Raw genomic sequence first — 25,955 nt, forward strand, 5'->3', positions numbered from 1 at the left:
TCCCCGCCCTGCCCGGCTTCCGGTGAAGCGACCATCGCGTTGCAGCCGGCCGCCGGCCCTGTTGATCGCTGTCCGGATCTGACTGGCGAAGCGTTTGCCTGCTTTCGATCCGCGCGACCCGATCTTGCCGAGCTTCGGCCTGAATTCATCGTCCTGCATGCCGGCCTCCGGGTAATCCAAAGCCAGATCAACCGTTTAGGCGCCGCAGCCTCCTGGCGCGCACAGCTGCCTCCTGGAAAAACGATGTGCAGACAGACACTTGGCCGCCTCCGGGAGGCGGTGCCTTTATCTTGCCTTACGCGCCCTGCCCTTGTCGCGCGCGCACCGCCTCCAAACTCCTAGCCATCCGGCTCCTTCGGCCGCATGTCATCCTTGCGAAGCGGCACGAGCAGATCGCGGTTTCGCGCGCCGGCGCGAACACCGTCGTGGAGGAAGAACAGCGAGCGCCCCGAGGTTGCCTTTCGCCTCGCCGGAGCGACAGATTTGCCCTTGAATTGTTTCATGTCGGTGGCCGAAACCCCGGCCGCCCTGAGCTGCTCGAGGTAATCGACGGTCTCTTTCGGCAATGGCTTGCCGTGCTTCAAATGCCCTTCGTAGCGCTCGGGGCCTGCGTTGTAGGCGGCGAACAGGCCGGGGAATCCGAAGCGGTCATACATGGCTCGGAGATAGGCGGTGCCGGCGAGAATATTGTCGCGCGGATCGTGCGGATTTGGGCCGAGACCATGGGCCACGCGCATCTCCGCATAGGTGGCGGGCATCACCTGCATGAGGCCGATGGCGCCGGCGCGAGAGGTGATGGGGCGGCCGTCGCGCATGGTGTTGCCGCCGCTTTCGGCATCCATGACGGCGTAGATCCAGGCCTGCGGAACACGAAAACGCCGGCTCGCTTCCGCTACGAACTGCTGCCAGTTTCGAAGCTGCGGACTTTGGGAAATGGCGACCGGCTCGGCGCCGGTCGAGGCGGAACAGGCGCATGGCGCGGTGGCGATCATGCCCAACATCAGGAGGGTCACTCGGTCCATAGCGGCACGAGCCTCCCGATGACATTGGCGGCCGGAACCGCCCCGAAATAGCGGCTGTCGAAGGAGCGATTGGTCTCGTTGCCGAGCAGGAACACCTCGTCCTTCGTGAGTGCCCGGCAGCCGTTCCACCAGGGCAAGGGCCGGCCTTGGGCGTCGATCTTGAGCCGGCGCGCGACGATGTCGCCGCCGATGATGATGGCGTCATGGAAGGCGCAGACATGCTCGCCGGGCAGTGCGGCAAGGCGTTTGACCAGCGCCACATTGCCAGGCAGATAGCCGCGTTGGGCCGCCAGATAGGCCACGTAATCAGGCGGGCGGACGAGCACCAGATCGCCCAGCGCCGGCGTGCCCGCAGCGATGCGATAGAGGCCGATCGGCGCGCTGGCCGAGGCGTTCCAGACCAGCCAGGGCGTGGGTTTTGCGAACGTGGTGAAGCCTAAAAGGCTGAGGCCAATCGTGGCAATGGCGATCGTCTTGCGGGCGCGAACGCGGCGCAGGCCGGAGCCGATCATGCGGAGGAAAGGACGCCGGCTCATGAGCGGCCCCCATCGTCGGCCGGCGTGGAACCGGCTTCGGGAGCGCCGTAGTGCGGATGGCCTTTCGACCATTCGTCGAGCTCGTCGATGTGATAGCGGACATAGCGGCCGTGCTTGCGGAATTTCGGGCCGCCGCCCTTGAGCCGCATCTTTTCGAGCGTGCGCTGGGAGAGCCCGATATAGAAGGCTGCCTGCGCGGTATTGAGAAAGGGGCTGCCCTTCTTGGCGCGGGCGGCGCGTTCGTTTTCGTCGTCCATGATTGTCCTCGTGTCGCTTAAGGAGAAGCGACGGACAGGATGGGCGAGCGAGGTCGCTGCGGGGACGGGCGAAGAGTCGGGGGCGAGTTTTCGCCGCTCTTGTCAGATGAGCCCCGCGCCGGTCGCGGCGCGGGGCTCGGAGCTCCGCCGTTCAGTCGACGGGGTTCCAGATGATGGCGTAGGTGTCGTCATCGTCCTGGCCGGCGGCGCGGCCGAGATTGGCGTAGAGCTTGCGCGGACCGAACTCCGGGGCGGCGATCGACAGGCTCACATAGTCCTTGCCGGAGGCCTCGCCCATGCGGATCCAGCCGGCGCCGACTTCGACGCCTTGCGTCAGCACCCGGAAGTCTGGATGATTGTCGGCGCTCTTGGCCTGGTTGGGCACGATGTCGATGTCGGCGCGGACGCTGAGCGTCTTGAGCTGGCCCTTGTAGCCGCCGTTTTCCTGCTTGGTGACGTATCCGATCGCGGTCATGTTAGTCTCCTGTTTTGCTGTCGCCGGGGACCATTCCCCTGCGATGGCGGACCGTGATGGGCGCGTCCGGCCTGCCTGAACCCGACAGGGCCGCAGCGGCAGCGCAGGACCCGAGCGGGCGGCTTTTTTGGAGCGAAGCGGGCGCGAGGAAGCCGCCATAGGCGGCGGGGAAAAAAGCTGCTGGCCGAGGGTTTCGGGCGGGTCGGAACCGCCCATAGGTCGACAAGCCAAGCGCAGGGAAATGGTCCTGAAAGACGCATGGGAGACAGATCGCGCGATCGGCTGACACGATCCCCAAGCAACATGGCGGGTACCGGGCTTGGCACGGGTTCAGACACCGCAGCCAGCGACGACGTGCCTAACCCGAGTGGCGCCTCGGCGAGCATTCCGGCCTGGCACAGGGCTGGCGAAGGGCATCGATTTGCGTCGAACCACCACATGCAGTGCGCGCTTCAAAAATCGCGAAAGTGCAACCGGTTCTGCCCGAGAGGTGCCCCAAGCGGCGGCCTTCGAAGTGCCGCCGCTTGAGGCTTGGCAGGTCACTCCGACACGAACAGGTGCCGGACCTTGGCCCACTGATCGGCGGTGCGGAAGCCGCCGCGCGCTGTGTAGCTTTCGGCGGGGAATTTCATCCAGCGCGGCAGCCAGCTTTCCACCTTCTCGCGGCCGTTCTCGCCGGCAAGGAAGTCGCGGATGATCTTCTTTTGCGTCTTGACCTTCTCCGAAACATTGCCGTCGGCGACAGGCTTGCCGCCGATATCGGCGAGCATGGCATTGGCGACTTCCTTGTCGCGCAGAAGCTCGAGGAACGCTTCGTCCGCCTGCCAGAAAGCAGCCATGTCGACGTTCAGATTATGCCCAAGCGCCTCAATGACGGCGCTGTCGGCTTCGAGCGTCTCGGCCATGACAAGGCTGAGAACGCGCAAGACATCGTCATCGGAGAGCGCCAGCAAGCGGGCAAAGACGCTGGCGAGAACGAAGGCGTCGCCATGGCCGCCGGCGAGTGGGCCATCGTGATCCGCTTGCCCAATCAGCGCCAAAACCTCGCGCCGCTTCTCGGCGAAGGCGGCTTCGGCTTTGCTTCCTGCGAGGCTGGCGGCGACCGTCTCGTTCGCCGCGCGCTGCGGCTCGCGGCGCACCTGCCACAGGCCGGAACCGGCAATCGCATGCGCCACCATGAGGCGAAGCGCGGCGCCCGGATGCTCAAGCATGGCGGTGCGCACGGCCCCGTGGCGATGCAGATCGACATAGTTCTGCATCGGGCCGGTGAGTTCAGGCCGCGACGGCTTGACGACCTGTTCGTCCGGCTCGCCGCCCTGTTCATCGGCGCGGGCGCGGCGCGCTTCCTTGCGCGACAGCCAGCCCTCGTGACACTCGACCTCGCCGCGATGCGAGACGGTGATGACGACCTTGCCGCCCTTCTTCTTTGGAGTCTTTTCGTGGTCCCATGAGTGGAAATACTGCCCCGGTTCGAGCACGGTCACTTCGCTCCAACCGGCCTCGATATAGGCGTCGCGCTTGGCCGCGATCGCCTCGTTCTGCTTCAGCCAGAACAGGTCGGCATCGGCGAAATAGCTGTCCTCGCCGAACAGGTCGGAGACGATGAGGCCGGGATAATCCTCGATGGCGAACAGCGCCACCTTGGTGGAAATCGACTGGCCGCCGAACAGCCATTGTTTCAGCTGGTAGCCGCGCGGCGCGTATTGCTCGGGGTCGGCATAAAGCGCCAGCCAGTCCTTCTGCTGCGCTTTCGAAGCCATGGTGAGATAGCGCGCCGTCTCGGCGTCGATCTCCTCGCGGCGGTAGGCTTCGCGGATCTTGGGCAGAAGCTCGCCGAGCGCCAGACTGCGTTTCACCTGAAGCTCGGTGATGCCGAAGGTGGCGGCGATTTCGGCAATGGAGCGGCCTTCTTTGATCAGCCGCGAGAACGTTTCCCATTGCGAGACCTCGTCAGGGTCGAGGCGAGCGATGTTTTCGATCAGCGAGGCTTCGAGCGCATCGGCGTCGTCGCCATCCTCCATGATGGCGCAGGGCAAGGCGTCGCTCTCGCCGCGCTCGTCGGCGAGCGACTTTGCGGCGAAATAGCGTCGCCGTCCGGCGACGATTTCGAAGCTTTCCGGCGTCCCGTTGGGCCGCACCAGAAGCGGCACGAGAACGCCGCGAGCGCGAACGGACGGCAGGATATCGGAGATATCCGGCGCGCGTTTGCCGTGGCGCATGTTGAGGGCGGAAATGTTGAGCCTATCAAGCGGAATATGAGCAAGCTGCATGATCTGTCTCCTTCGGTTTGGTTGAGGTTCTCCCGCCGCAAACGGCCGCAAGGCCGGCGCGGCGGGACGGTTTCGCGCCCTAGCGGCGCGCTTGTTCCGCCGTGTCAGGCGGAAGCTCGGAATGGGGGCTTGCAAGCCCGTCTGCTACCTGCCGCAGCAGCCGCTCGTCCTCGGTAATGGGGCAACACAGCCGAGCGGCTTCGGCGTAGACGGAGAGCGGAAACTCGGCCTTGAAATAGCGGTCGCGCTCGATGCCGAGGCCAAGCCGGCCCTTGCCGCTTTGCAGTTCGGCAAGGCTGACGCTGCCGAGTTCGGGAAAGCCGAAGCCGAGATCGCAAAGGCCGAACAGCGTGTCGCCGTCGGCGTCCAGTTCGCTCAAGAGCCACGTTGCTGCCCCGGTCGGATCGAACAGTTTTACGACCGGAACATGGTCGGTTTCGGTGTCGGAAGCGCCATTGGCGAGGAGACGGGCGCAAAGGTCGTCGGTGATCAGGATCATTGCGGAATTCCTTGTCAAAACAGGTCGAGTTGGTTGCGCGCGCATTCGTCGAAAAGGCCGATGTCGAGCGGCTTCTGCGCCTTGCGCGGTCGCATCGGCGCGTCAATGAGAAGCGAAAAGCCGGTCGCGCGTGGTGACTGGCCGGACACCGGGAATGAGCGTCTGCTCGCCTTCCGGCGTCATGTCGGGCGGCAGCGTATGAGGATCGTGCGCGCTCACGCCGCGATCTCCTCACGGTCCGAGTCTTCAGTGCTGGGGATAGAGCAGAGCAGCAAATCGGCGGCTTTCGAGGCTTGGCTGGCGGCGCGGAAAATGGCGCGGTTGTCCTCGCGCAGCACGGCGAGCCATGAGCCGATGTAATCGGCATGGCGCACGGTCGGCTCGATACCGAGACTGCTGCAGACGAAGGCTGCGCAGATTTCTGCGACCAGTTCCTCGCGCGCATAGGCCTTCGAGCCGAAGGAGCCGGAAAGGTCGCGCGCAAGCCGGGTTGGATGGCCGGTCCAGTGGCCAAGCTCGTGGAAGCAGGTGCGGTAATAGTCGATCTGGTGAAAGAAAGCGGGCTGCGGCGGCACTTGAATGAAGTCGCTGCCCGGCATGTAAAAAGCGCGATCGCCGCCGATGCGGAAGTCAGCGCCGCAGCCGTGAATCAGCGCCTCGGCCTGCGGGACGACCTGACGCTCGGGCAGCGGCTCGGCGGCGGCATAGAGATGTTCGGGCAGGTTATCGCATTGCGCGACATTGAAGACGGTGAAGCGCTTCAAAAAGGGCACGGCGTGCGGCTCATCGCCATCCTTCTTGGCGCGTTCCTTTTCGTCCTTGGGAACAAAGCGGTCAGCGTGGACGATGGTCGTGCCGTGTTCGCCCTTCCTGACATTGCCGCCAAGCGCTAGAGCCTGCCGGAAGGTCAGCCAGTTCTGGCTGGCATACCCGCGCTCGAAGACAGCGCCCCAAAGAATCAGGATGTTGATGCCGGAATAGGCGCGGCCGGTGGCCGCGTTGCTGGGCAGGCCGAGGCCGGCCTTGGCGCTGCCCCATGGCTTGACCCATGGCACGGTGCCGCGCTCCAGCTCGGCGATGATGCGATCTGTGATTTCCTGATAAAGGCTGGCGCTCGTGCGCCCGCCGCTGCCCGCGCCAGCCTCTTGGCTACCGCAACGCTTGTATTTTGCACCCATCGCCTGGTCCTCCGCTCTTCAATCCAGCGCCCTCCCCGGAAGCGGGGTGGGCGGCGAAAGCGACCGGAAAGGCCCGACGTCCAAGGCGGACCGCATCCGAAGGGCCGGAACGAAGAGGAGGACCCGAAGCGAAGCGAAGGGTTGCGGGACGCCGCGGCGGGCCTAGAAGGGAGTGCCGCCCACCGCGCGCCACCGGGGAAGGCCAGTACAAGAAACCAGGCCGGCCCATAGGCCGGCGACCGTCAGCAGCCGACAGGCTGCCGCGCCAGGGGGCGAAGCCGCGGGGCCGAGACCGCCTGAGCTTGCCGAAGAAAAGCGGGCTCGGTTCACGAGCACCCGGCGCGCGCCTTCAGGCGCGCGGGCGCTGAGCAGTGCCGATGGCGTCAAGGCGACCGCTGCGAATTCGACGCCCTTGGCGGCTTTCTGAGCCTATGGCGTCAAAAACCATAGGAATCTCTTTGCGAAAGAGGCTGCGCCGCTATGCGTTGCCCGCTTCTTCGCCAATTTGCCGGCGTGTCTGGTCGGCATGGAGGCTTTGAATGGGGGGCTATTGGGCTCGCGTGCTCACCGAGCTTGGCCATCAGGTGCGCCTGTGGGCACGGGCCGCATATCCACGCCATGGATGCACTATATCCAAACAATCAAGTTTACCAATGGGTCCTCATACTGCATAGCGCATTGCTTGAAAACCTATGTGCTGTGCTTTCCAGCTCACGTTTTCCTCGGTTGCTCTAAAGTTGTTCCACAGCTAACTTTGACATGGATCTATTATGCGAATTTGCGGTATCAAGCTAACGCACGACGGGGCAATCGCTGTCGTCGAGGACGGCCGATTGGCCTTTTGCATCGAGCAGGAGAAACTCGACAATAATGCTCGATATCAATCCATTGACCGTCTTGAAACGATTGTTGCCGCCTTAGCGGAACATGGCCTGGATCCGCACGATGTAGACCGGTTCGTCATCGATGGCTGGGACGGTGAGATCGAGTCGCAATTCCAGGTTGTTAGTGAGGGCACACCAGTCACTCTCAACGGGGCACCATATGTGGAGCGGGATCCTAAAAGTCCCCTGACAGCTTGTCACGGCTCAGGCCTCGTGCTGGGCGGCGGGGTATTTTCTTATGAAAGCTATCCGCATGTCCTTGGCCACGTAGCTTCCGCATACTGCACCAGTTCATTCGCCAAAGCCAAAGAACCTGCCCTTTGCCTGGTATGGGACGGCTTCATCTTCCCGCGGCTTTACTACGTGGAACCAAGCGGAGTGCGGTTTATCGAATGCCTGTTTCCGATGATGGGTCATGCCTATGCCGCCGCGGGCCAACACTTCGGTCCTTACAGGCAGGAAACGAGGACCGGCTGGAATCTGGATATCGCCGGCAAGCTGATGGCCTATATCGCGCTCGGATCTGTCAGCGAAAAGATCGTGACAGTATTTGGGGAACTTTACGACCAACATTTCGCCGGCGACACGAAGCTTGCTATTGAATACAGAAACAACAGCCGCTCCGAGGACGCGTTACTCACGGCCGTGCATGATTTCTTCGATGCAGCCGAGTCACGGCTGGTCGCCGAGACACCTGAGGACATACTTGCTTCGTTTCATGCCTTTGTCGAGCGTCTTCTGGTTCGCGAAATGGCAATCGCGCTGCGTGGGCTCTCGGTTGCCGGAACGCGAAACCTGTGCATCGCCGGGGGATGCGGGCTGAATATCAAATGGAACAGCGCACTTCGGGCGAGCGGTTTGTTCGATACAGTTTGGGTGCCTCCGTTCCCAAACGACAGCGGGTCGGCGATCGGTGCCGCTTGCTGCGCGCTGGCTGCCGACAAAGGCTTCGTTCACCTCGATTGGTCGGTCTACAGCGGACCAAACATGAAGGATGGCCCCGTGCCGCCGGGATGGCAGGCTGCTCCATGCAGCGTGGCAGAACTGGCCAGCGTCCTCGCCGACGGCAAGCCTGTCGTTTTCCTCACTGGCCGTGCAGAGCTTGGGCCACGAGCCTTGGGAGGCAGAAGCATCCTGGCCGCAGCGACTTCGCCCCAAATGAAGGACCACCTCAACAAAGTAAAACGTCGAGAGCACTTCCGGCCGGTAGCGCCAATATGCTTGGAGGATCGCGCAGTTGATATATTTGAACCTGGCACGCCGGATCCCTACATGCTGTTCGATCACCGAACACGTTCGGAGTGGAAAGAGAAAATCCCGGCAGTCATTCATCTCGACGGGACTGCACGATTACAGACAGTTTCTAGAAAATCTGATCACCCAATTGCAGAGCTCCTGGTCGAATACGAACAACTCACCGGCATTCCGCTGCTCTGCAACACGAGTGCCAACCTAAACGGACGTGGCTTCTTTCCCGATGCCTCGGCAGCGTGTGAGTGGGGATGCGTGGACCACGTTTGGTGCGATGGGTTGCTGTTGACCAAGACGGGCTAGTCGCCGCTCCGGTCTTCAATAAGGCTGGCTGTGTGTGCAGGGTCGATCGCGCCTGGTTTGGCCGTGCATGCGGCATCATCGGGCAGCGTAGCCGGCCTCACAAGCCCGTGGCCGGTCGAAGGATAGGGCATGAAGGCTCTCCTCACGGTATTTCTCGTCAGGATTCGACAAGCGCCATGCCGCTAATCGTTGGTCAATCACCGCTGAGCTCCATGAAGCACTGCTGACGTCTCCACTGACAAAAATTGTCGGAGCAAGTTGCGCGCCGATCACCGTGCCGTTTGCCTTTGACCATTGCCCCGGTACGGGCAGACGGCCGTGGCGATCTTTTGGTCGCGCTTGCGACATTCTTGTCCGCCTTCGGACCCAAAAAAAGTTTTTTGGATGGGCGCGCCCGAGCGAGCAAATCAAGGCATCTCGATCATGCAACGATCCTGACGCCCAGCCGAACTCGATCCTTACCACGTGCAGACCGGCGCGCGGTGCTGATGAGCGGGAGGCGTCAAAGACCTTCCTCGACGGGGGAGCAGCAACAGCGCAATGGTAGAGGTGCGATGGCCGCGTCCTCCCAGATCGCCGACCTGCGCACGCAATCACCCACTAAAAAACGCGGTCGATGCAGGTCCCGCCGGAGTGGGCAATGCATCGGGCTCGGCGCGGCCGGAAAGGTTTTCGTCTTCCGAGCCGGGACGCAAGTGCCGATTACCCCGGACAATACAGCACTTTTGGGCTCGGGTGACCAAGCGATTGTGCGGCGCTCTCGGTGTCGGTCAAGGCGCGGCGGCCCTGCTCAATCCAACAGGGCTTCGGCAAAACATAGTCCGGTTCGGTGCCTGCAAAGTGAATGGTATGGCGCTTGCTGTCGTCGGTTAGAGCCCATCAGAGCACGTAGAGAGCTACAAACAGAACCATGGCAAAACGCGAGCGCCCAAGGAGACCCGTGCACATCTGCGCCGAACGTTTGCTCCAGACGTTCGTGCTCGGTAGGTGCTTTGCGCACCGCTGGTTCGAGACTGACGGACCAAGGCGTGGCGCTCGCCCAATTGCCGTTTACCCGCCTGCGCCAGCAGGATGCCGTTTTGGAAGACCGCGTCGACCAACTGCGGCCTCTCAATCTCAGGACTGTCGCCGACGCGATCAAGATACACAAGTCGACGGCAAGCCGGGTGACGTCGAGCAAATACATGCTGATCCCGCGCGGCGTGTTCGATCTGGAGTATTTTTTCGCCGTCGCGATCGCCTCTCCCAAGGTGGCGACGCGCACTGCGCCGAAGCGTCGGCCATCGGATCAAGTCGCCAAACGCCGCCAGAATTGCCACATGACGTGTTGTCCGACGGTGACATCGTCCGGCTCAAGCAAAGGGCCATCGATAGCGCGCGCCGCAACGTCACAACATATCGCGAAGCGACCACATCCCCTCTTTAGTGCAACGCTGCAGGGGAAGGCGCTTTTGGCGTTCATGCGGGTCAGCACAGCCTCCCCGATGTTGCGCATCGAAACTGGAGACCCGGTTCATGACCGAATCCGCGGATATTCATGGACGGAGTTCTGCATGACCCAGAACAGCCAAAATCAACGGTCGGGTGCCGCCTGGGGTGCGGTCATCTCTCTTGCCTTAGGCACCTTCGGGCTTGTGACGGCAGAGTTTCTGCCTGCCAGCGTGCTGACGCCGCTTGCGCGTGATCTCGGTATCACCGAGGGTGCAGTTGGACAGGCGCTGACAGCGACTGCAATCGTCGGTGCCATCGCGGCGCCGACGATGGCCATCATCACAAATCGCCTGGACCGCAGGATCGTCATGTGGGCGATGACGCTGCTGCTGATCCTGTCGAACGTTCTATCGGCCGTCGCCGAGTCGCTGCCGGTTCTTCTGACCGCCCGCGTCGTGCTCGGAATAGCGATCGGAGGCTTCTGGTCGATTTCAGCAGCGCTGGCGATGCGGCTCGTTCCAAGTCACCTCCTGCAGCGCGCCATGTCGATCATCCTCACCGGCGTTACCGTCGCTAACGTCTGCGCGGCTCCAATCGGCGCCTATGTCGGCGACATCTGGGGATGGCGAACCGCCTTCATCATCGCTGCGGTCGTAGCCGCCATTACACTGATAGTGCAACTCGTGACCCTTCCGAGGCTGCCTCCGATGGGACCGGCCAGCTTTCGCCATCTGCGGGACGTGGCCAGGAACCCGACGATCAAAGTCGCGATTTTGGTCGTCCTGCTGGCGGCGTCCGGGCACTTCGCCGGCTTCACCTATATCCGCGCTTTCCTCGAGGATGTTCCCGCGCTCAATATCGCGACAATCTCGCTCGTGTTGCTCGTCTTTGGCATCGGCGGCTTCTTCGGCAATTTGGCCGGCGGAGTCTTGGCCGAGCACAGCCTCAAGGCAGTCGCAGCCCTGCCGCCCCTGATCATAGCGCTTGCCGCTGTCTCGCTGCTGACGCTGGGAGCATCGGCGTGGGCCGCGCTGATTGCGGTTGGCGTATGGGGTTTTGCCTTCGGCGCGGTGCCGGTGGGAATGCAGACATGGATGGTGCTGCGCGCCGCTCCCGAGCATGCCGAAAACGCCGGTGGGCTGATGGCCGCAACGTTCCAAGTGGCCATCGCAGCCGGCGCGGTTTTCGGCGGACTACTCGTGGACAATGCCGGCGTGGCCAGTGTTTTTGCCTACAGCGCCGTAGCCTCGTTCCTCGCTGCCCTGACGGTATTCTTGCTCGGCCCCAAGCGCGATGCCTGGACCGCTTGAAAGAGGCCGTCAGTGAAGCGCGGGGAACGATGCAATCAGATCGGCCGCGCTGTCCGATCCTGCGCACGATCTTTGGCGGTTGCAGGCTTCGTCTCCGCGAGCGGCGGGATCTCAATCGCCGCCTGACCTGCGGGAAGCACCCGGGGACAGCGTCGGAAGTCAGCACCACACCGTCATGGCAAAATCATCGACTTTGAGCCAGGCCCAATTTTTTGCGCGCCGTTTGCACCCATACGAGGCGCTGAGTAAGATCCAGACCTGGACCAGGGAGCACCCGCGACTTCACATGCGGGACGCCTCCTGCAACATTATCTGCCGCATCCAGGTGCTTGCTGGATCGCTGTTGTGAAGGGTGGGCCATTGGACGGCCTCGGTGAACGTGGGTAGCGGCCGCGGAAGTTCGATGACCCGCAAGGGAAAGGTGTTTTTGAAACGCTGAACCAGCCGGAGCGGCATGGTCGCTATACGAGATGTGCCTGAGACCATCGGCGGGATCATGCTGAAGGACTGAACGATGATCTCGACACGCCTCTTGAGGCCATGCTCAAGCAAAAACCCTTCCTCAATGGATGGCATCTGCGCGCGGCCGAGCCTGAACGCAATGTGCTTCATCGTCACGTATCTCTCAAATGTAAGCTGCCCTGGCAATTGCTTGTTCGTGGGGCAGCCGACGCACACGAATGTCTCGTCGAACAGCGCCGCTCTTGGATGGGCGCTCGACATGAACGATTCGGGAAGGATCAGAAAATCAACGTCACCGCGCCGGAGAAGATCGTCCGGATTGTCGTCGAGCGGCAGCAATTCGAAGCTGATGGCGGGTGCTTCGCGTGCAACACGCTCCACAACCTTTTCAAAAAACACAAGTGTGACGAAATCCGAAACCATGATCCGGAAGCGGCGATCGGATTGAGCCGGCTTAAACGGCTCCCAAGAAATAATCGAGCACTGGATGTGCAGGAGTGCGCCGCGAACTGCGGGAGCGAGTGTTTCCGCACGGGGGGTTAGAACACGTTCGCGGCCGCTCATCGTAAACAGTTCATCATTGAAATAATGGCGCAGCCGGCCGACGGCCGCGCTCATGGCCGGCTGGCTCAGGTTGATGCTGTTTGCCGCAGCCGTGAGGTTGCGCTCGGTCAGCAGTGCGTCGAGCACGACGAGAAGGTTCAGATCAAGGCCTTTGAAGCGCATGCCTCATCCGTCCGCAACGTGGTTGCTTGTCATCGCGACCATTGCGTACGGTTCCCACTCAGAGGTGTTGTGTCTTGACCTGCCGCCCACGCGTGTGGAGGACGTGCTCGGGTTATGCCGATTGCGCGGCCGATCAGCGAATGGCCGGTGTGTACAACAGTTGATCGGACAGGTCCGGAGCTATGAAATGAATTTTTCACGTGGCTAATTGATTACAGATTGATGTTTGAGCAGACTTGGGGCGTGGCGGCGCTCCGACAACGATCTGCGACACATATCCAAGGTCGCCGGCAAACTTGCGAATTGCCATCGCTGTGACGACAATGGACACTCCAAGTACACTTGCGAACGCGATTCTGGTCGTGAGATTCCAGACTTCTCCAAACTGTATAAAATCCGTGAGGCGAAACACGGCACCCTGAACAAGGTAAAGCAGCAGCGTGCTCTGACCAAGCTCGACCGCTACAAAGTGAGCTATTCTGGTCGAATACCCAATTCTCCAGCATTGCAACATAAACTGCATTGCCACTGCAGAAGCCGCTGCAGAGCCGGCGAACATTAGCAATACTTGTTTAGCTGGCCGTCCATCATTGATTAACACGAGATTGTTGAAGGCGTAGGTCTGCTTATCCCACCATAGCAAGCATATGAAAGCTGCTATCGAAAGATAGAAAAGAAATATTGATTTGTGGGTCCATATAATACTTTCCTGCCACCCTTTTGACTTGGCAAAGAAGAACCCCAAACAATAAAATGGGTATGTGTATCTTAACGACGGGATTATCGATGATGTGATGGGGGCGATTGCGACCGCAATTGCGGATGCGCTTATGATCCACATCGATAGACGATTGAAAGTTGTAAAAAACTTGACTAGGACGAACGAAATAAACGCCGCCCATATGAACCAGTATGTTCCAATGACCTCTGTCAACAGATCCAACAATCCACCAGTTAAACTCTTCGTCGGGACCATCACGGTGGACTTGAGCGTCCAAATCAACGCACACCAAAAAAGCATTGGCAGCAGTAACTGGGTTGCTCGATTGCCGACACCCTGAATGAACGGTTTTCGCAAAATTGCCCCAGAAGAGAGATAGCCGCTTATGGCCATAAAGAGAGGCATATGAAATATGTATATCGACTTGAAATACGGCGACAGCCAGAAGGCGTCAGTGCCTCGATAAATGCAATGTTGTAATAAGTGCCCAATTATCACCAAAGTAATGAGTATACCTTTGGCGAAATCAAAGCTTGGGTCTCGGTTGTTTGTTCCGGCTGGGCGCGAGTCGCGTGCTTTCGCTCCGATTGTTATGTGATCAAGCATCAGACTCCAGCCTATCTATCGCATTGCTACGTGCCGTCTGCGGGCACGGCGAGCGCGCCAGTTTCGGCGCAAAGGATCGAAACTGACGGGGATCGGGCATGGTATTGTGGGGCGATTGGCTGCAAGCGAGCGGACAAAATCTCAGCGCCTGATCGCTACCTCGATCGCAGTGGCGGTCGCGATCATGTGCGGCGACGCGAACGCCCGGCACTATGGCCGCCAGGCCGTCTCTGCAGAACTTCTCAAGATGGTTCCACAGGGCGTGCCGAACCGTGCCGAAAGCGAATGGAATGTCAGGCTGCTGCGGTAGCACACGCATGACGCGGATAGAATGGCTCATTCCGAGTCTCTCAAGATCCGACTTGCACCGTTGTACAATCCGAGTTCGCTACCAAGAAATCAACCTCGCCGACCGTGAGGAAACGGCGCAGCAGGTCCAAGTGAGCCGCTACGCCGTGCAGTGGCGTGATCGGGTGCATCTCAGGTGCGGTCATCTATGCGGCGCTATGGAAGTTTGGTAAAATCGATTGTTTAGATCGTGAGCATCCACGCTATGGATAAGTGAAAGCCATGCGCTTCAAGGGCCTTGATCTGAACCTTCTCGTCGTACTCGACGCACTGCTGAGCGAGCGCAACCTCACGGCGGCGGCAAACAGCATCAACCTGAGTCAGCCGGCCATGAGCGCGGCCGTCGGCCGGCTGCGCGATTATTTCAACGATGAACTGTTTACGATGAGCGGACGCGAACGTGTTCTAACGCAGCGTGCGGAGACACTCGCTCCCGCAGTTCGCGGCGCACTCCTGACAATCCAATCCTCGATTATTTCTTGGGATCCGTTTAACCCGGCTCAATCCGATCGCCGTTTCAGGATCATTCTTTCCGATTTCGTCACACTCGTGTTTTTTGAAAAGGTCGTGGAGCGTGTTGCACGCGAAGCACCCGGCGTCAGCTTCGAATTGCTGCCACTCGACGACGATCCGGATGAGCTTCTCCGGCGCGGCGACGTCGATTTCCTGATTTGTCCGGAATTGTTCATGTCGAGCGCCCATCCAAGAGCGGCGTTGTTCGACGAGACACTCGTGTGCGTGGGCTGCCCCACGAACAAGCAGCTGCCAGGGCAGCTTACCTTCGAGAGCTACATGTCTATGAGGCACGTTGCGGTCAAGTTCGGCCATGCGCTGACGCCATCCATGGAGGAACGGTTTTTGCTTGAGCATGGTCTCAAGAGACGTATCGAGATCGTCGTACAGGCTTTTAGCATGATCCCGCCGATGGTCTCAGGCACAGCTCGTATCGCCAGCATGCCCTTCCGGCTGGTTAAATATTTCGAAAAAACCTTGCCCCTGCGGATCGTCGAACTTCCGCTGCCACTTCCCGCATTCACCGAGGCCGTCCAATGGCCCGCCCTTCACAACAGCGATCCGGCAAGCATCTGGATGCGAGAGGTGTTGTTACAGGAGGCGTCTCGAATGACTTCTCCGCCGGACGCCAAAGGGCGCCGCAGGCACCCCCAAATTTACTCCCGCGTCTCAGGCCGCCAGTCGGGTCAATAGCCCGTGTCGGACTAGATCGATGCTTGCGGCAAGTGCGCCTGCGAAGTCGTCGAGCGGGTGGGCTGCATCGACAAACGGTGCGAATGAGAAGGGGCCCCCATAACCGCCATCAAGCAGCGCCCGGATCTGGCTGCCATTGTCGGAACCTGCCAGGACGCGATCCGGGTAAATCCAGTGGATTGGATCGTTCACTCTTGAAATGTGCACTAGACCGGTCAGCTCGCAGGAGAAGAACGTCTCCCCGGCGAGCGTGTGATGGAACGTGTCGTGCACGAGTCGGAATACCGATTGGCCATCAACAGCGGCGATGGCCTTAGCCGCTTCGTTCTTCGATCGAAGCGAGCAGGTTTGGAAGCCCAGCGGCTCGACGAGACCGATCAGGCCGCGCGACTGGAGGATCGGCTTGAGAGCCTTCAAGGCGGCGTGGAGATCGCCCCGGCGCTCGCCATTGGCGGGCCAGGAGCCGTCGTTGACCGGGACCAGCATGAGCATCTTGGCTCCGCAGGCGGCCGCATAATCGGCGAGTTTGCTCGCCTCGGCCTTGCGGGCGGGTGTCCACTCATTGAAGCGCTGCAAGGCATTGACGGAAAGAATCCCAACGCCTGCTTCGGCGGCGGCAGAGCGGACGTCCGCCGCCGGGATGCCGAGTGCAATCGCATTGCTGCGCGGCTGGCCGCGGATCTGGACGTCGGTCAGCCCCTGGTCGCGGGCAAAAGCGAAAAGTGCCCCCACGTCAAGTCCGGGTGTCGCCATATGATCAAGTGCAAAGCGGGGCGATGCTTGGCGCATGGGTTGGTTTTCCTTCCAGGAAACGGGTGCCATTCTCGGCTGACTGGTCTTCTACCGTCCGATGATACGCGAGGGCCGAAATGATCTTCATGCGGGAGGCGAGTCGGTCGAGCTCACGCTTCTCTCATTGTGGTGCCGCGCCTTCTGAGAAATTGCCTGAATAGGTGCAATGACAGAAGCTGGCTCGGGCCATCCATCTGCTTGCGCAAGCTAACCCGCCAACCCGCAGAGACGGCCAACCGATCGGATTCACAAATTCAGGCAGCCGGGTGCTTCGCCAGGGCGAGGCCTACGCCCAGCGCGATCATCGCGCCGCCCGACGCTTCCCTTAGGCGGCGGATCAACCCGGGACGCGCTGCCGCGCCGTCTTGAATGCCGCTGGCCAGGACGGCAACCACGATGTCGGCAAGCGTGTTGAGTGCAATCGACAAGGAGCCAAGCACCACGAATTGCAGAGCTACGAACCCTGCGCTCGGGTTCACGAACTGCGGAAGGAAGGCTAAAAAAAACGCTGCCGTCTTCGGGTTGAGAGCCTCGACCAGCACCCCTTCACGAAATGCCCGCCGGGGTCCGACTGGACTCACCCGGTCGCCGTCATGGCCGCCAGTCGCTCCCTTGCGGCGGGCGGTTTGAAAGGTGCGCAAGCCGAGCCAGACGAGGTAGACCGCGCCGAACAGCTTTAATGCAGAGAACAGTTCCGAGCTCCCGAGCACGATCGCGGAGACACCTAAGCTTGCGGCGAGGACATGGATCATGCCCCCTACCCCGGTGCCGAAGCTGGAAGCGATACCTTCCGCACGACCGCCGGCAAGCGTGCGCGCGGCAACGTAGAAGATGCCCGGACCTGGCGTGATGGCGAGCATGAAGGCCGCGGCGAGATACAGGGCGAATGGGGTCAGTTCTGGCATCATGGTCGATTCCGACGAGGTTCACGATTATTTGGGATGAGAGCGGCGATCTCTCGGTCAGAGCGCCCGCTCCCTGCAAGGCCCTCCTTGCGTAACCAGTCAGCTACCGGCAATCTGACCTGCTGGAAACGGCCAGTCAGAAGCTATCGACGTGGTCCAGTTGACGAAAGACGGCATCGCGCCGATCCGATCAGGGACAGATCCCGCAGCGGGGTGGTCGAGTCTGGGAACAGCCTGCGTCCTTTGCAGCCGAGCGGTGGTGCATATCCCGCATGACGGCAACGGCGGCTAGTTTCCCAAACCTTGTGGCCCGCGATCACGCAGGAATGTGGTATAGGCCTGCGGCAAGCCCAATGAATTGAGCTAACGCAAAATCAGCCATGTTAAAACAACCTCGAGGAGAGCGCGTCGGCCAGGCAATGCCGAGAGCGTGCGCGGCTCCGGCAGGTGACAACTACCGTCCACGCTTAAGCGAACGGTCGGAGTTCGTCCGAGGTCGACGAAGTGCTTGTGCGCAGGGCGTAAACGGCCTGCAAGCCTTCATGCGCGAGATCACAAGGTTCTGGCGGAAAGCAGGTCCAATCCGGCATTTCAGTGATGTTCTGGAAGCGAGCGAATTTCATATCCGCAGGCATGTAATGCCGGAATTAGATTGGACAGCGCCATAACGGTCTGATCGCGCAGACTGGCTTGAGTGCTGGACTCGTCGGGAGGGCAACCGTCATGCAAGAGCACGATTGCGCCAGGCCGGACCGAAGCGAGCACTGCATCGACGATCGCGTCGGTGCCGGGCCGCGCCCAGTCTTTTGGGTCTATCGACCAATGAAGGGCCGCCAGCCCGGCGATCTCTGACGCAGTGAACACTTCTTCGGTCCAGGCGCCGTATGGCGCGCGAATGTAGCGGATCGAGGCCTGCGGGCATGCTCCCATGATGGCACGGTTCGCCTCAAATACTTCACGTTGCACTTCGCCCAAGCCGCATTTGGACAGATCCGGATGAGACATGGTGTGGTTGCCCACGTCATGCCCTTCTGCGATCATTCGCTGGATGAGATCCGGGTGCTCTGCGGCATAGGCACCAATGACGAAGAAAGTCGCTGGCACCCCATTTTGCGCCAGCACATCGAGTATCTGTGGTGTGAAAAATGGATTGGGACCGTCGTCAAACGTCAGATAAACGCTCCGACGGCCGGTTCCATCAGCGCATTCACTCTGCACCTCACATATCTTATCAAGAGGTTTCATCTCCGTATCCTTCCGGGCAATGTTGTACCGGCCATTTGCTCATCGGCCGCGCAATCGGCATAGCCAAGAGAGCACGTTCTCAACGCGCGAGACGGCAGGTCGAGGTTCGGCACTCCGGAGTGGGATTGTACGCGAACGTAGACGCAATGGCCGCCACGCCGTTTCGACAGGACCTCTCAATTGGTTCCGCAGCGCCTGCCCCACCGTGGCGAAAGCACTGGATATGGCACTCAAATGAATTGCTGATTCCGACTCGATCAAGATCCGGACGCATCGGGTGCAACCCGAATTCTGCCGCCAAGAGATCAACTTCGCCGATCCTGTTGGCGGCGCAACAGGCGCAGATGGAGCCGTGACGCCCAGAACGTCGTAGCCGTTGCCGAAGCCCCAGCCCAACTTCGAACGAATAGTGTTCCATTATAGGTGCCGTCGCACGAAAGAAGGTCGGAGAGTCCGACATGATCGGCACTTGCAACTTGTTTCGAAGCACAACCTCCACCGTCCTTGGGGGCGCATGGGCCTCAACTTTGTTGATCCTTGAGGTAGGCGCCTACGCTACCTGAGGGAGCTTGTGGCGAAGAGCCGACCCGATGCAGCTTGCGCCGATCACCGACGAACCTGATCGAAAAGCGGATCGGCTCGCCTAAAGTTCGGCGCAGCCCAGGAGGCACACACCAGAAATGCTCCTCGGAGCCAACGTATACATCGACAATCCCTTTAGGGCTGCATCCTCGAATTCTTCCTATGCGACGTCCTGTCCAATCCGCAAAATCGATTGCTTCGATGACAAGCATCCAGTTTGTGAATAGATGAGATCAAGCCCTTGATCTGAACCTCTTGGTCGTGCGACGCACCGACCGAGCGCAGCCTCACGGGGCGGCAAGCAGCATCAACCCAAGTCAGCCGGCCAGAGCGGGCCGTTGCCCGGCTGCTTTCAACGATGAACTGTTTACGATGAGCACCCGCGAACGTGTCCTACTCCGCATGCGGGAACCGTCAGCCTCTCAGAGTTGAGCGACGACGTCCCGCAACATCTCGACGCCTTTTTCGATCTGCCGGATGCTCAAGGCGGAATAGCCCATGACAAGCCCGACGCGATCGGCCTCGCCTGCTCCCGACTGCCCATGATAAAGCGGCGAAATGAGGTGCAGACCCAGACCCGTGCGTTGCGCAGCTTCGACCAAGGCCGTTTCGCGCGATCGCGGCAGGTCGTTGAACCATATCACAACGTGCAGTCCGGCCTCTGCTCCTTGGACGGAGATCCTGTCTTGAAAACTCCGTTTCATGGTGCTCAGCAATACCTCCCGGCGCTTGCCGTTAAGGCGGCGCACGCGGCGCACATGGTTTTCATAGCTGCCGCTCTCGATCAGAGAGGCCAACGACTCCTGCTCCGCCACCGGAGAATGCCGGTCGGCAAACTGCTTGGCGGTTTCGAAAACCTGCTGCAATTCCACCGGGACTACGAGATAGCCGATGCGCAGCAGCGGCGAGAGCGTCTTGGAGATGGTGCCGAGGTAGATGACGGCACCATGATCCTCCAGGCTGTGGAGCGGGGGAACGGGGCTGATATCGTAGCGATATTCGCTGTCGTAGTCGTCCTCGATGATGTAGGCGCCCTCGTCCCTCGCCCATTCCAGAAGCTGATGCCGCCGCGCGATCGGCATGACGCCGCCCAGCGGAAACTGATGCGACGGCGTTGCATAGGCCAGCCGGGCCGCGAGCCCCGCCAGTTGCTCCGTCCTCATGCCGTGCTCGTCAACCTCGACGGGAACCGGCGTGGCACCTGTGCTGGCAAAGACCTGGCGTGCCATCCTGTAGCAGGGGTCCTCGATGACGAAGCTGTCCCCTGGGTCGAGCAGCAGGCGCGCGCAGAGATCGAGCCCCTGCTGCGAACCATTGACGATGACGATTTGCTCAGGGTCGCAGCGCACAGTACGGGCGCGCCAGAGATAGCCCTGAAGCGCCTGGCGGAGCCGGCGCGAACCGCACGGATGGTCGTAGGCGAGCCGTCCAGGCCGCTGCGCCATCGCCGCGTTCATCGCGCGCTTCCACACTGGTGCCGGGAAATCTGAAGGCGCCAGGTCGCCATATCGGAAGTCGACCTTCAGCGTGTTGGGCCGGTAATCCGGCCAGCGCGGAGTGCCACGCAGCCGTTCGCCATAGTTTGACAAGTGACCCGGGCCGGCCCGTTTTGGGGCATTGGCGGTTAGCTCCGGTCCAATCAGCGAGGATGCGACGCGATGGCGTGCGCCTTGACGGACGTCGATGAAACCTTCCGCCGCCAGTTGCTCGTAGGCAGCGGTGACGGTCGTTCGCGAGACTCCAAGTTCCTCGGCGAGACCACGTGAGGAGGGCAGTTGGCTGCCGGTGTCGTAGACGCCTCTGAGGATCTGCTCGCGAAGCGATTCGTAGATCTGGCGCGCACCCATGCCGTACGAGCGGTGTGAGCCACCGGGACCTGGAAACTGGACCATTTCTTTTCCTGCCAACTGGACCAGTTTGCAGCTACTCTTGCCGAAAGCCAAGAGCATGTCCGAAGTCGATGCCCGAGCCCGACCCACCGATGCAAGACTGATAAACTGGCACAGTTTGCGAACGGCCAATTCGGCTACCCGCGCGATAGGCTCGGGCGCTCCAGTCCAAGTCGCATGGTTGCCAACTGAGGTTCGCGTCACGCTAGGAAGACGTTCAACGTTCCTGGTGGAAATCCTTTAGCGACGCGTGGCGCAGCTTCTCTTCGCCCTTCGCGCCGGTCCTGCAGCGGCATGTCGCGTAGATTATGGCCGCTAAGGTGAAGAAGATCGAACGCTGCCAGGCAGAGATCCTGCGGGCGCCTGGTGATGGCCGAGCGCAATGCGTGGAAGTCGGAGAGCCCGGCTTCGTTCGTCACGATCACTTCGGCTTCTATGATGAAGCTTTCGGCCTCGATCGCCGCGGCTTCCTCCGCGAGCGGCCGATATTTTGCGGTCCAATCGATTCCGTTCCTCGTGTAGAGGCTGACGCCGTCGACGTCCTGTGATCTGCGTCCGATAGCCGTCGAATTTTACTTCGTGGCTCCAGCCGTCGCCCTTGGGCGGCAGCTCGACGAGCTCCGGCTCCGGACGAACGAACGATAACTGGACCCGGCTGGCGGGCTTGTGCATCGGAATGCCAACGCAAAAACTCGAATTTAATTCAATATCGCACGGCCATAAGTGTTCCGTTAGCACATGCTGAAATATGCGCCGGAACATTCCGGCGCACGGCCGCTGTTATTTCTGACCAGGAGAAACAGCGTCTGCCATGTCTAGTGTTCCCCGAACGAGCGACGAAGAGCAAGTCGACAAAACAAGACCAAGCGCGGTGGCCGCGACCGCGACCGTCAGCGGACGAGGACTACGAAGTCCGTCATTTCGCTAACAAGGTTGGCCTGACCGTTCAACAGGTCCGCGATCTTATCAAGCAGCGCGGCAACGACGGGAAAAGGCCGGAACGTGTATAAAGCTTTCGAAGCTTGGGCCGCCCATTATCGGAAATCGGCATGGTGGCGAGCCAGCCAGCCGAACCTGCGCGCAGGCGGTTCGCTAACTATCTCGCTTATGCAGTTCGCGAAGCCTTCACCATCTCGATAGGCCTCGAGTTGATCAGCATTAGATAGGCGCGCATGGCCTGTAGGGGCCGCGAACGGCCCCGTTTCCACTACTTCCATTGATCGAAGCCGGAGCCGAACCTGGACGCGAAGTCCTGGTTCGAAGGCCAGTCTTCGTACGGATTGCTTTGACGTCGACGATCTCGGCGGGAAGCTTATAGGGCTCGGCCTCGCCGCGTGCGACGGCAAGCGCTTCCTGCAGGCCCCCCTTTGACCGATGTACCCAGCAGGTTTGCCATAGCTTGGTTGGCGTTATGTCGCTGCAGCCGCTGTGTTGGCCGCCACCATCGCGGCCCGGCCATCCGGATATCGCCGCTACCTTTCGCGCTCGAGCACCGTGGCGCGACCAGATCGACCGACGGCGAGCGGGGGCCCTTCGTCGCGGCTTAGCCTTGGCGATGCCGACAGTCCGATCAATCACTCCGCCGGCCTGACCCGCGTCCGCCAGAAGTTTGCGCCGCCAGCTCGCCTTTGCCACGCCCTCATTCGCTGACCTCGACACGAGGCGACGACGCGCCGCCGCTCCAACTGCCGGCTCCGTCAACGAATTTGACCTTCGGACTCGCCCTTCGCCGACGCTTCGAAGCGCGCCATAGTGGTGGCCTCCAGATCCGCGACATGCTTTGCGCAAGGTCGTGGTGAGCGCCAGGCCGAGGATGAAGTCGATATAGTTGCCGCGGCACGTCGATGGGACTGGTGGATCATAATTGCTCCGGATCCCCGCACCAGGCGGCGTGTCATATGAAGGTGCTTGGACACACCGGTGTTTCGGCAGCTGTTATCGGTCTCCAGGCTTTGGCATCAGTTTTGGTGGACGCGAGCAGCTTGTGAGGGGTGCATCCGAACGTGGCGCTGCTCCCACAATCGTCGCAGCTCTGACGTGAGAGCCTCGCGCTGGGCTTGATCCAGCGTAATTGTGTCGAGGAGATCCGCGAGCACAGCTTCGCCGTCGATCCGCGTCAACAGATCGAACAAGTCATGTGAAATACGCGCACAGTCACGGTGATCCGTTCGGATTTCGCAGACGGTCTCCTGGCGATCCTGCGCCGTGTATGCGCGGACTTTATGAAGGGATACATAAGGCGGCAATGAAACCGCGAGCGCAGTCCAGTCCTGCAGCGTTGCGGCCCGTTTTTTGACGAGGTACGGCCCGACCACAAGTCCATCCAGCTCTGTCGTCAGGAACGTGGCAATCGCGTCTGCAACTGAATCTACGATCGGCTCGGCATTGTTGTTAAAGGACGTATTGAGCAGCATTGGGATGCCCGTCCGCTGCTTGAAGGCATTGATGACGTCCCAGTAGGCGGGACTGGCCTTGCGCGATACTGTTTGCAGCCGAGCCGTACCGTCGACGTGCGTGATGGCGCCGAGCAAACCACGCTTGGAATCGTGCACACGAACTACGAAGTTCATGAACGGAAATTCGCACGCACTACCCGGGAGGTCAAAAAATTCGCGCGCATCCTCCTCCAGCACTGATGGGGCGAACGGGCGATACCCTTCCCGCTTCTTGACCATAGCGTTGATCCGGTCCTTGTTTGTGGCGGGCCTGGGGTCGGCAAGAATGCTGCGATTTCCGAGCGCGCGCGGCCCGAACTCCGAACGACCTTGCACCCAGCCGATCACGGCGCCATCCGCCATCCACTCGGCTGCCCTATCCGCCACTTCCTCAGTGCGTTCAAACTCCAGGTGCCCCGCCCATGCCTTCAGTTCCTCTTCGATAGCGTGATCACTCGCGAGATCCGGCCCCCAATAGACCTCCTGCAATCGCGCGCGCGGCGCGGGGCGGCCCAGCTCGTTAGACACGATTAGTGCAGCGCCTAATGCGCACCCAGCGTCATGCGATGCGGGCTGCACGAAGATGTCTTCGAAAAGTCCTGAATAGAGCAGCTTGCCATTCATGGAGCAATTGTGCGCAACTCCGCCGGCCAGGCACAACCGCCTCATCCCGGTGGCCTCACGATAATGCCGAAGGATGTGAAACACGATGCGTTCGAGCGCTTCCTGTAACGACGCACTCACATCCTTGTGCTGCTGGGTGAATGGCATTCCCTTTTGCCGAACCTGAATGCTGCGGAGCAAAGTCGGACCGATGCGGTCCAGATGGACGCGATACTCGCCGTTTGCTGAGAGTTCATAGAACTGCTGGAAAAGCTCGCGATAGGGAACGGGATCGCCGTAGGGGGCAAGCCCCATTACCTTATATTCATCGAACAAGCCGTAGCCGAGATACCGGATCGTCTCGAGATAGAATTGCCCAACGGAATTGTTCTCTGGGAAAGTCGCGAGTTGCGTAATTTCCGTACCAGATCCTATCGCCATAAGGCCCGACAGGAAATCACCAGAGCCATCAATCGCGAAAATCAGACTTTGCTCGAAGCCCGACATTGCAAAAGCACTCACGGCGTGCGCCTGATGATGACCTACGAATGAGATACGCGAAGCGTCGAGCTCGGTACCGAACTCCTGCGCCAGCAGCTGCTGCACCAACAGTTTAGCATCCAGTGGAATGGAAGCGTCGGGCTGGGAAATAAGCATGTTTTCGAGCATGGCGTTGCTATAGTCTTCGGTAGCGTAGAACGCCACACGATCGATTTCGCTGAGCTGAACCCCAGCTGCTGAAAGACAGTATTGAGCCGCACTAATTGGGAGCTTGTTGGAATGTTTGATCCGGTTCAGGCGCTCCTCTTCTACGGCCGCAATGACCTGTCCATCCCGCACGAGCACCGCAGCGCCATCGTGCATGAATGTGTTTGGAATCTGAAACCTGTTTTCATAGACTTTGTCCAATCCGCCGTTCAATCCTAGACACAGCATCTTGCTCTCCATTTGTCGTACATGAATACTAAATTGGCCTGTCTCGAGACCGTTCGATCAGAAAGACCGGCTGCGTTGTCATTCGCCTCGGCGAACGCCAGTCAGACATCACTACCTCAAAGAAATTCTCTTGGGTCCGCCGGGATCAACATAAGATCCTGTGCTCGAGACGCCGTCGTTCATAGCGTTGTGAGATTGAATCCACGCCAGCCAAACCCTTCGCGGCACATGCTGGCGATGTCGTTTTTATTTGCGCCCATAGCGCATGATTTATCTCCTTCTCTCTTTCGCGTCAGCGCATCAGTCGGCGGCGCAACAGCGCCATCGAGAGAAAGAATGGCAACAGCGCGTACAGGCCGAGCACACCGATGTGCAGGGCGATGCCGGCGATCGGGCGATCAAGCATAATCGGACGAATGAGGTCGATCGAATGTGACAGCGGCATGCACCGCGCTATCTTCTGAAAGGCGTCAGGCAGCTGATTCAATGGGAAAACGGCGCCCGACAGGAACAGCATAGGTGTGAGTACAAGCGTCTGGTAAAATACGAAGTAATCGTAGCTGGGCGAAAGTGCGGTGACGATCATCGCGAGGCTCGCAAATACGCACCCCGTCAGAGCAATGATTGGCAGCGCACAGAGGACGGACGGCCAGGCTGCATAGCCCAACGTTACGGTGACAATGGTAATTGCGGTACCGGCCAGGAAGGCCTTAGTGGCTGCCCAGGCCAGTTCACCCAAAACGATGTCGCCGAGTGTAACGTGCGTGTACAGCATGGCTTCCCATGTGCGTTGAGAATGCATACGAGCGAAAGCCGCGTACAATGTTTCGAGGGTAGAGGCGGTCATCGCACTTACCGCCACCATGCCGGCCGCCAAAAAGGCGATATACGACGCGCCGTTGACGTGGCCGACCATTATGCCGAGTCCGGTGCCAAGTCCGAAAAGATAGATCATCGGATCGGCGAGGTTACCGAGAATCGACACGAGTGCGACTTTCTTCCATGCCAGATAATTGCGGCGCCACACCGCAACCCAGTTCCACGCATTGGCCGGCAGCGCCGCGGCAAAACCTTCAATCATCG

General features: G+C 60.3%; 20 protein-coding genes and 2 pseudogenes. 6 read left to right on the forward strand and 16 right to left on the reverse strand.

Annotation, left to right across the window (positions count from 1 at the left end):
* Positions 1 to 338 precede the first annotated feature (338 nt).
* The 7 genes from A9K66_RS15580 to A9K66_RS15610 form a co-directional block, all read right to left on the reverse strand.
* Positions 339 to 1,022 (reverse strand): lytic transglycosylase domain-containing protein, encoded by a 684-nt coding sequence (locus tag A9K66_RS15580; protein WP_067325006.1) that lies wholly within the window; start codon positions 1,020 to 1,022, stop codon positions 339 to 341.
* Positions 1,010 to 1,558 carry a S26 family signal peptidase gene (locus A9K66_RS15585; protein ID WP_067325008.1) on the reverse strand — a complete coding sequence of 183 codons (549 nt, stop codon included), beginning with the start codon at positions 1,556 to 1,558 and terminating at the stop codon, positions 1,010 to 1,012. The genes A9K66_RS15580 and A9K66_RS15585 overlap by 13 nt, the downstream gene beginning before the upstream one ends.
* Positions 1,555 to 1,815 (reverse strand): helix-turn-helix domain-containing protein, encoded by a 261-nt coding sequence (locus tag A9K66_RS15590; protein WP_066995517.1) that lies wholly within the window; start codon positions 1,813 to 1,815, stop codon positions 1,555 to 1,557. The genes A9K66_RS15585 and A9K66_RS15590 overlap by 4 nt, the downstream gene beginning before the upstream one ends.
* A gap of 151 nt (positions 1,816 to 1,966) precedes the next feature.
* The gene (locus tag A9K66_RS15595; protein WP_067325010.1) at positions 1,967 to 2,290 is read right to left on the reverse strand and encodes a DUF736 domain-containing protein; all 324 of its coding nucleotides are present in this window, start codon (positions 2,288 to 2,290) and stop codon (positions 1,967 to 1,969) included.
* A 539-nt stretch (positions 2,291 to 2,829) separates the two neighbouring features.
* Positions 2,830 to 4,560, reverse strand: a complete 1,731-nt coding sequence (locus A9K66_RS15600) for a ParB/RepB/Spo0J family partition protein (protein ID WP_067325012.1) — start codon at positions 4,558 to 4,560, stop codon at positions 2,830 to 2,832.
* A gap of 79 nt (positions 4,561 to 4,639) precedes the next feature.
* Positions 4,640 to 5,059, reverse strand: coding sequence for a DUF2958 domain-containing protein (locus A9K66_RS15605; protein ID WP_067325014.1), 420 nt, complete (start codon positions 5,057 to 5,059; stop codon positions 4,640 to 4,642).
* Between the two features lie 215 nt (positions 5,060 to 5,274).
* A complete protein-coding gene (locus tag A9K66_RS15610) occupies positions 5,275 to 6,237 on the reverse strand; it encodes a zincin-like metallopeptidase domain-containing protein (protein WP_067325016.1) in 963 nt (320 codons plus the stop codon).
* Positions 6,238 to 7,007: 770 nt separating this feature from the next.
* On the opposite strand from A9K66_RS15610, the gene nodU reads away from it, so the two are divergent.
* The 3 genes and pseudogenes from nodU to A9K66_RS15620 all read left to right on the forward strand — a co-directional run bounded on the left by nodU (position 7,008) and on the right by A9K66_RS15620 (position 11,416).
* A complete protein-coding gene (gene nodU, locus A9K66_RS15615; protein ID WP_067325018.1) occupies positions 7,008 to 8,675 on the forward strand; it encodes a nodulation protein NodU in 1,668 nt (555 codons plus the stop codon).
* A 554-nt stretch (positions 8,676 to 9,229) separates the two neighbouring features.
* Positions 9,230 to 9,865 (forward strand): annotated as a pseudogene (locus tag A9K66_RS31155) (hypothetical protein); the annotation flags it as partial.
* A 363-nt stretch (positions 9,866 to 10,228) separates the two neighbouring features.
* The gene (locus tag A9K66_RS15620; RefSeq protein WP_067325066.1) at positions 10,229 to 11,416 is read left to right on the forward strand and encodes an MFS transporter; all 1,188 of its coding nucleotides are present in this window, start codon (positions 10,229 to 10,231) and stop codon (positions 11,414 to 11,416) included.
* 282 nt (positions 11,417 to 11,698) lie between these two features.
* Here A9K66_RS15620 and A9K66_RS15625 read toward each other — a convergent pair whose 3' ends face one another.
* Positions 11,699 to 12,604: a LysR family transcriptional regulator gene (locus A9K66_RS15625; protein WP_067325020.1), complete on the reverse strand. Its 906-nt coding sequence runs from the start codon at positions 12,602 to 12,604 to the stop codon at positions 11,699 to 11,701.
* A gap of 76 nt (positions 12,605 to 12,680) precedes the next feature.
* Between A9K66_RS15625 and A9K66_RS31160 the strand changes: the two are divergent.
* Positions 12,681 to 12,790, forward strand: a pseudogene (locus A9K66_RS31160) (acyltransferase); the annotation flags it as partial.
* Positions 12,791 to 12,800: 10 nt separating this feature from the next.
* Here the strand turns inward: A9K66_RS31160 and nolL are convergent.
* Positions 12,801 to 13,931: a nodulation factor fucose acetyltransferase NolL gene (gene nolL / locus A9K66_RS15630; protein ID WP_067325022.1), complete on the reverse strand. Its 1,131-nt coding sequence runs from the start codon at positions 13,929 to 13,931 to the stop codon at positions 12,801 to 12,803.
* Positions 13,932 to 14,046: 115 nt separating this feature from the next.
* Between nolL and A9K66_RS31165 the strand changes: the two genes are divergently transcribed.
* On the forward strand, positions 14,047 to 14,241 hold the full coding sequence (locus A9K66_RS31165) for a hypothetical protein (protein WP_067325024.1): 195 nt from the start codon (positions 14,047 to 14,049) through the stop codon (positions 14,239 to 14,241).
* Between the two features lie 260 nt (positions 14,242 to 14,501).
* The gene (locus A9K66_RS15640; protein WP_067325026.1) at positions 14,502 to 15,485 is read left to right on the forward strand and encodes a LysR family transcriptional regulator; all 984 of its coding nucleotides are present in this window, start codon (positions 14,502 to 14,504) and stop codon (positions 15,483 to 15,485) included.
* Here A9K66_RS15640 and A9K66_RS15645 read toward each other — a convergent pair.
* The 7 genes from A9K66_RS15645 to A9K66_RS15670 all read right to left on the reverse strand — a co-directional run bounded on the left by A9K66_RS15645 (position 15,462) and on the right by A9K66_RS15670 (position 25,953).
* Complete coding sequence (locus A9K66_RS15645; protein WP_245307540.1) at positions 15,462 to 16,274, reverse strand: TIM barrel protein; 813 nt, start codon at positions 16,272 to 16,274, stop codon at positions 15,462 to 15,464. The genes A9K66_RS15640 and A9K66_RS15645 overlap by 24 nt on opposite strands.
* A gap of 257 nt (positions 16,275 to 16,531) precedes the next feature.
* Entirely contained in the window at positions 16,532 to 17,182 is a 651-nt protein-coding gene (locus A9K66_RS15650; protein ID WP_067325068.1) for a LysE family translocator, read from the reverse strand.
* A gap of 591 nt (positions 17,183 to 17,773) precedes the next feature.
* Positions 17,774 to 18,427 carry a chitooligosaccharide deacetylase NodB gene (nodB, locus tag A9K66_RS15655; protein ID WP_067325030.1) on the reverse strand — a complete coding sequence of 218 codons (654 nt, stop codon included), beginning with the start codon at positions 18,425 to 18,427 and terminating at the stop codon, positions 17,774 to 17,776.
* A gap of 1,004 nt (positions 18,428 to 19,431) precedes the next feature.
* Complete coding sequence (locus tag A9K66_RS15660; protein ID WP_067325070.1) at positions 19,432 to 20,901, reverse strand: PLP-dependent aminotransferase family protein; 1,470 nt, start codon at positions 20,899 to 20,901, stop codon at positions 19,432 to 19,434.
* Positions 20,902 to 21,098: 197 nt separating this feature from the next.
* Positions 21,099 to 21,458, reverse strand: coding sequence for a hypothetical protein (locus A9K66_RS29530; protein WP_343221224.1), 360 nt, complete (start codon positions 21,456 to 21,458; stop codon positions 21,099 to 21,101).
* Positions 21,459 to 22,856: 1,398 nt separating this feature from the next.
* Positions 22,857 to 24,872, reverse strand: a complete 2,016-nt coding sequence (locus A9K66_RS15665) for a carbamoyltransferase (RefSeq protein ID WP_067325072.1) — start codon at positions 24,870 to 24,872, stop codon at positions 22,857 to 22,859.
* A 292-nt stretch (positions 24,873 to 25,164) separates the two neighbouring features.
* Complete coding sequence (locus A9K66_RS15670) at positions 25,165 to 25,953, reverse strand: ABC transporter permease (protein ID WP_067325032.1); 789 nt, start codon at positions 25,951 to 25,953, stop codon at positions 25,165 to 25,167.
* Between the last annotated feature and the right edge of the window lie 2 nt (positions 25,954 to 25,955).

Origin of the sequence: Mesorhizobium sp. AA23 (genome assembly GCF_001672435.1) — a bacterium.
Taxonomy (GTDB): domain Bacteria; phylum Pseudomonadota; class Alphaproteobacteria; order Rhizobiales; family Rhizobiaceae; genus Mesorhizobium.

Coding starts and splice junctions, on each gene's coding strand:
- A9K66_RS15580 (WP_067325006.1), bottom strand. CDS start 1,022: ATGGACCGAGTGACCCTCCTGATGTTGGGCATGATCGCCACCGCGCCA.
- nolL (WP_067325022.1), bottom strand. CDS start 13,931: ATGCTTGATCACATAACAATCGGAGCGAAAGCACGCGACTCGCGCCCA.
- A9K66_RS15590 (WP_066995517.1), bottom strand. CDS start 1,815: ATGGACGACGAAAACGAACGCGCCGCCCGCGCCAAGAAGGGCAGCCCC.
- nodB (WP_067325030.1), bottom strand. CDS start 18,427: ATGAAACCTCTTGATAAGATATGTGAGGTGCAGAGTGAATGCGCTGAT.
- A9K66_RS15595 (WP_067325010.1), bottom strand. CDS start 2,290: ATGACCGCGATCGGATACGTCACCAAGCAGGAAAACGGCGGCTACAAG.
- A9K66_RS15670 (WP_067325032.1), bottom strand. CDS start 25,953: ATGATTGAAGGTTTTGCCGCGGCGCTGCCGGCCAATGCGTGGAACTGG.
- A9K66_RS15585 (WP_067325008.1), bottom strand. CDS start 1,558: ATGAGCCGGCGTCCTTTCCTCCGCATGATCGGCTCCGGCCTGCGCCGC.
- A9K66_RS15665 (WP_067325072.1), bottom strand. CDS start 24,872: ATGCTGTGTCTAGGATTGAACGGCGGATTGGACAAAGTCTATGAAAAC.
- A9K66_RS15640 (WP_067325026.1), top strand. CDS start 14,502: ATGCGCTTCAAGGGCCTTGATCTGAACCTTCTCGTCGTACTCGACGCA.
- A9K66_RS15660 (WP_067325070.1), bottom strand. CDS start 20,901: ATGGTCCAGTTTCCAGGTCCCGGTGGCTCACACCGCTCGTACGGCATG.
- A9K66_RS15605 (WP_067325014.1), bottom strand. CDS start 5,059: ATGATCCTGATCACCGACGACCTTTGCGCCCGTCTCCTCGCCAATGGC.
- nodU (WP_067325018.1), top strand. CDS start 7,008: ATGCGAATTTGCGGTATCAAGCTAACGCACGACGGGGCAATCGCTGTC.
- A9K66_RS15620 (WP_067325066.1), top strand. CDS start 10,229: ATGACCCAGAACAGCCAAAATCAACGGTCGGGTGCCGCCTGGGGTGCG.
- A9K66_RS15650 (WP_067325068.1), bottom strand. CDS start 17,182: ATGCCAGAACTGACCCCATTCGCCCTGTATCTCGCCGCGGCCTTCATG.
- A9K66_RS15600 (WP_067325012.1), bottom strand. CDS start 4,560: ATGCAGCTTGCTCATATTCCGCTTGATAGGCTCAACATTTCCGCCCTC.
- A9K66_RS15625 (WP_067325020.1), bottom strand. CDS start 12,604: ATGCGCTTCAAAGGCCTTGATCTGAACCTTCTCGTCGTGCTCGACGCA.
- A9K66_RS15645 (WP_245307540.1), bottom strand. CDS start 16,274: ATGCGCCAAGCATCGCCCCGCTTTGCACTTGATCATATGGCGACACCC.
- A9K66_RS15610 (WP_067325016.1), bottom strand. CDS start 6,237: ATGGGTGCAAAATACAAGCGTTGCGGTAGCCAAGAGGCTGGCGCGGGC.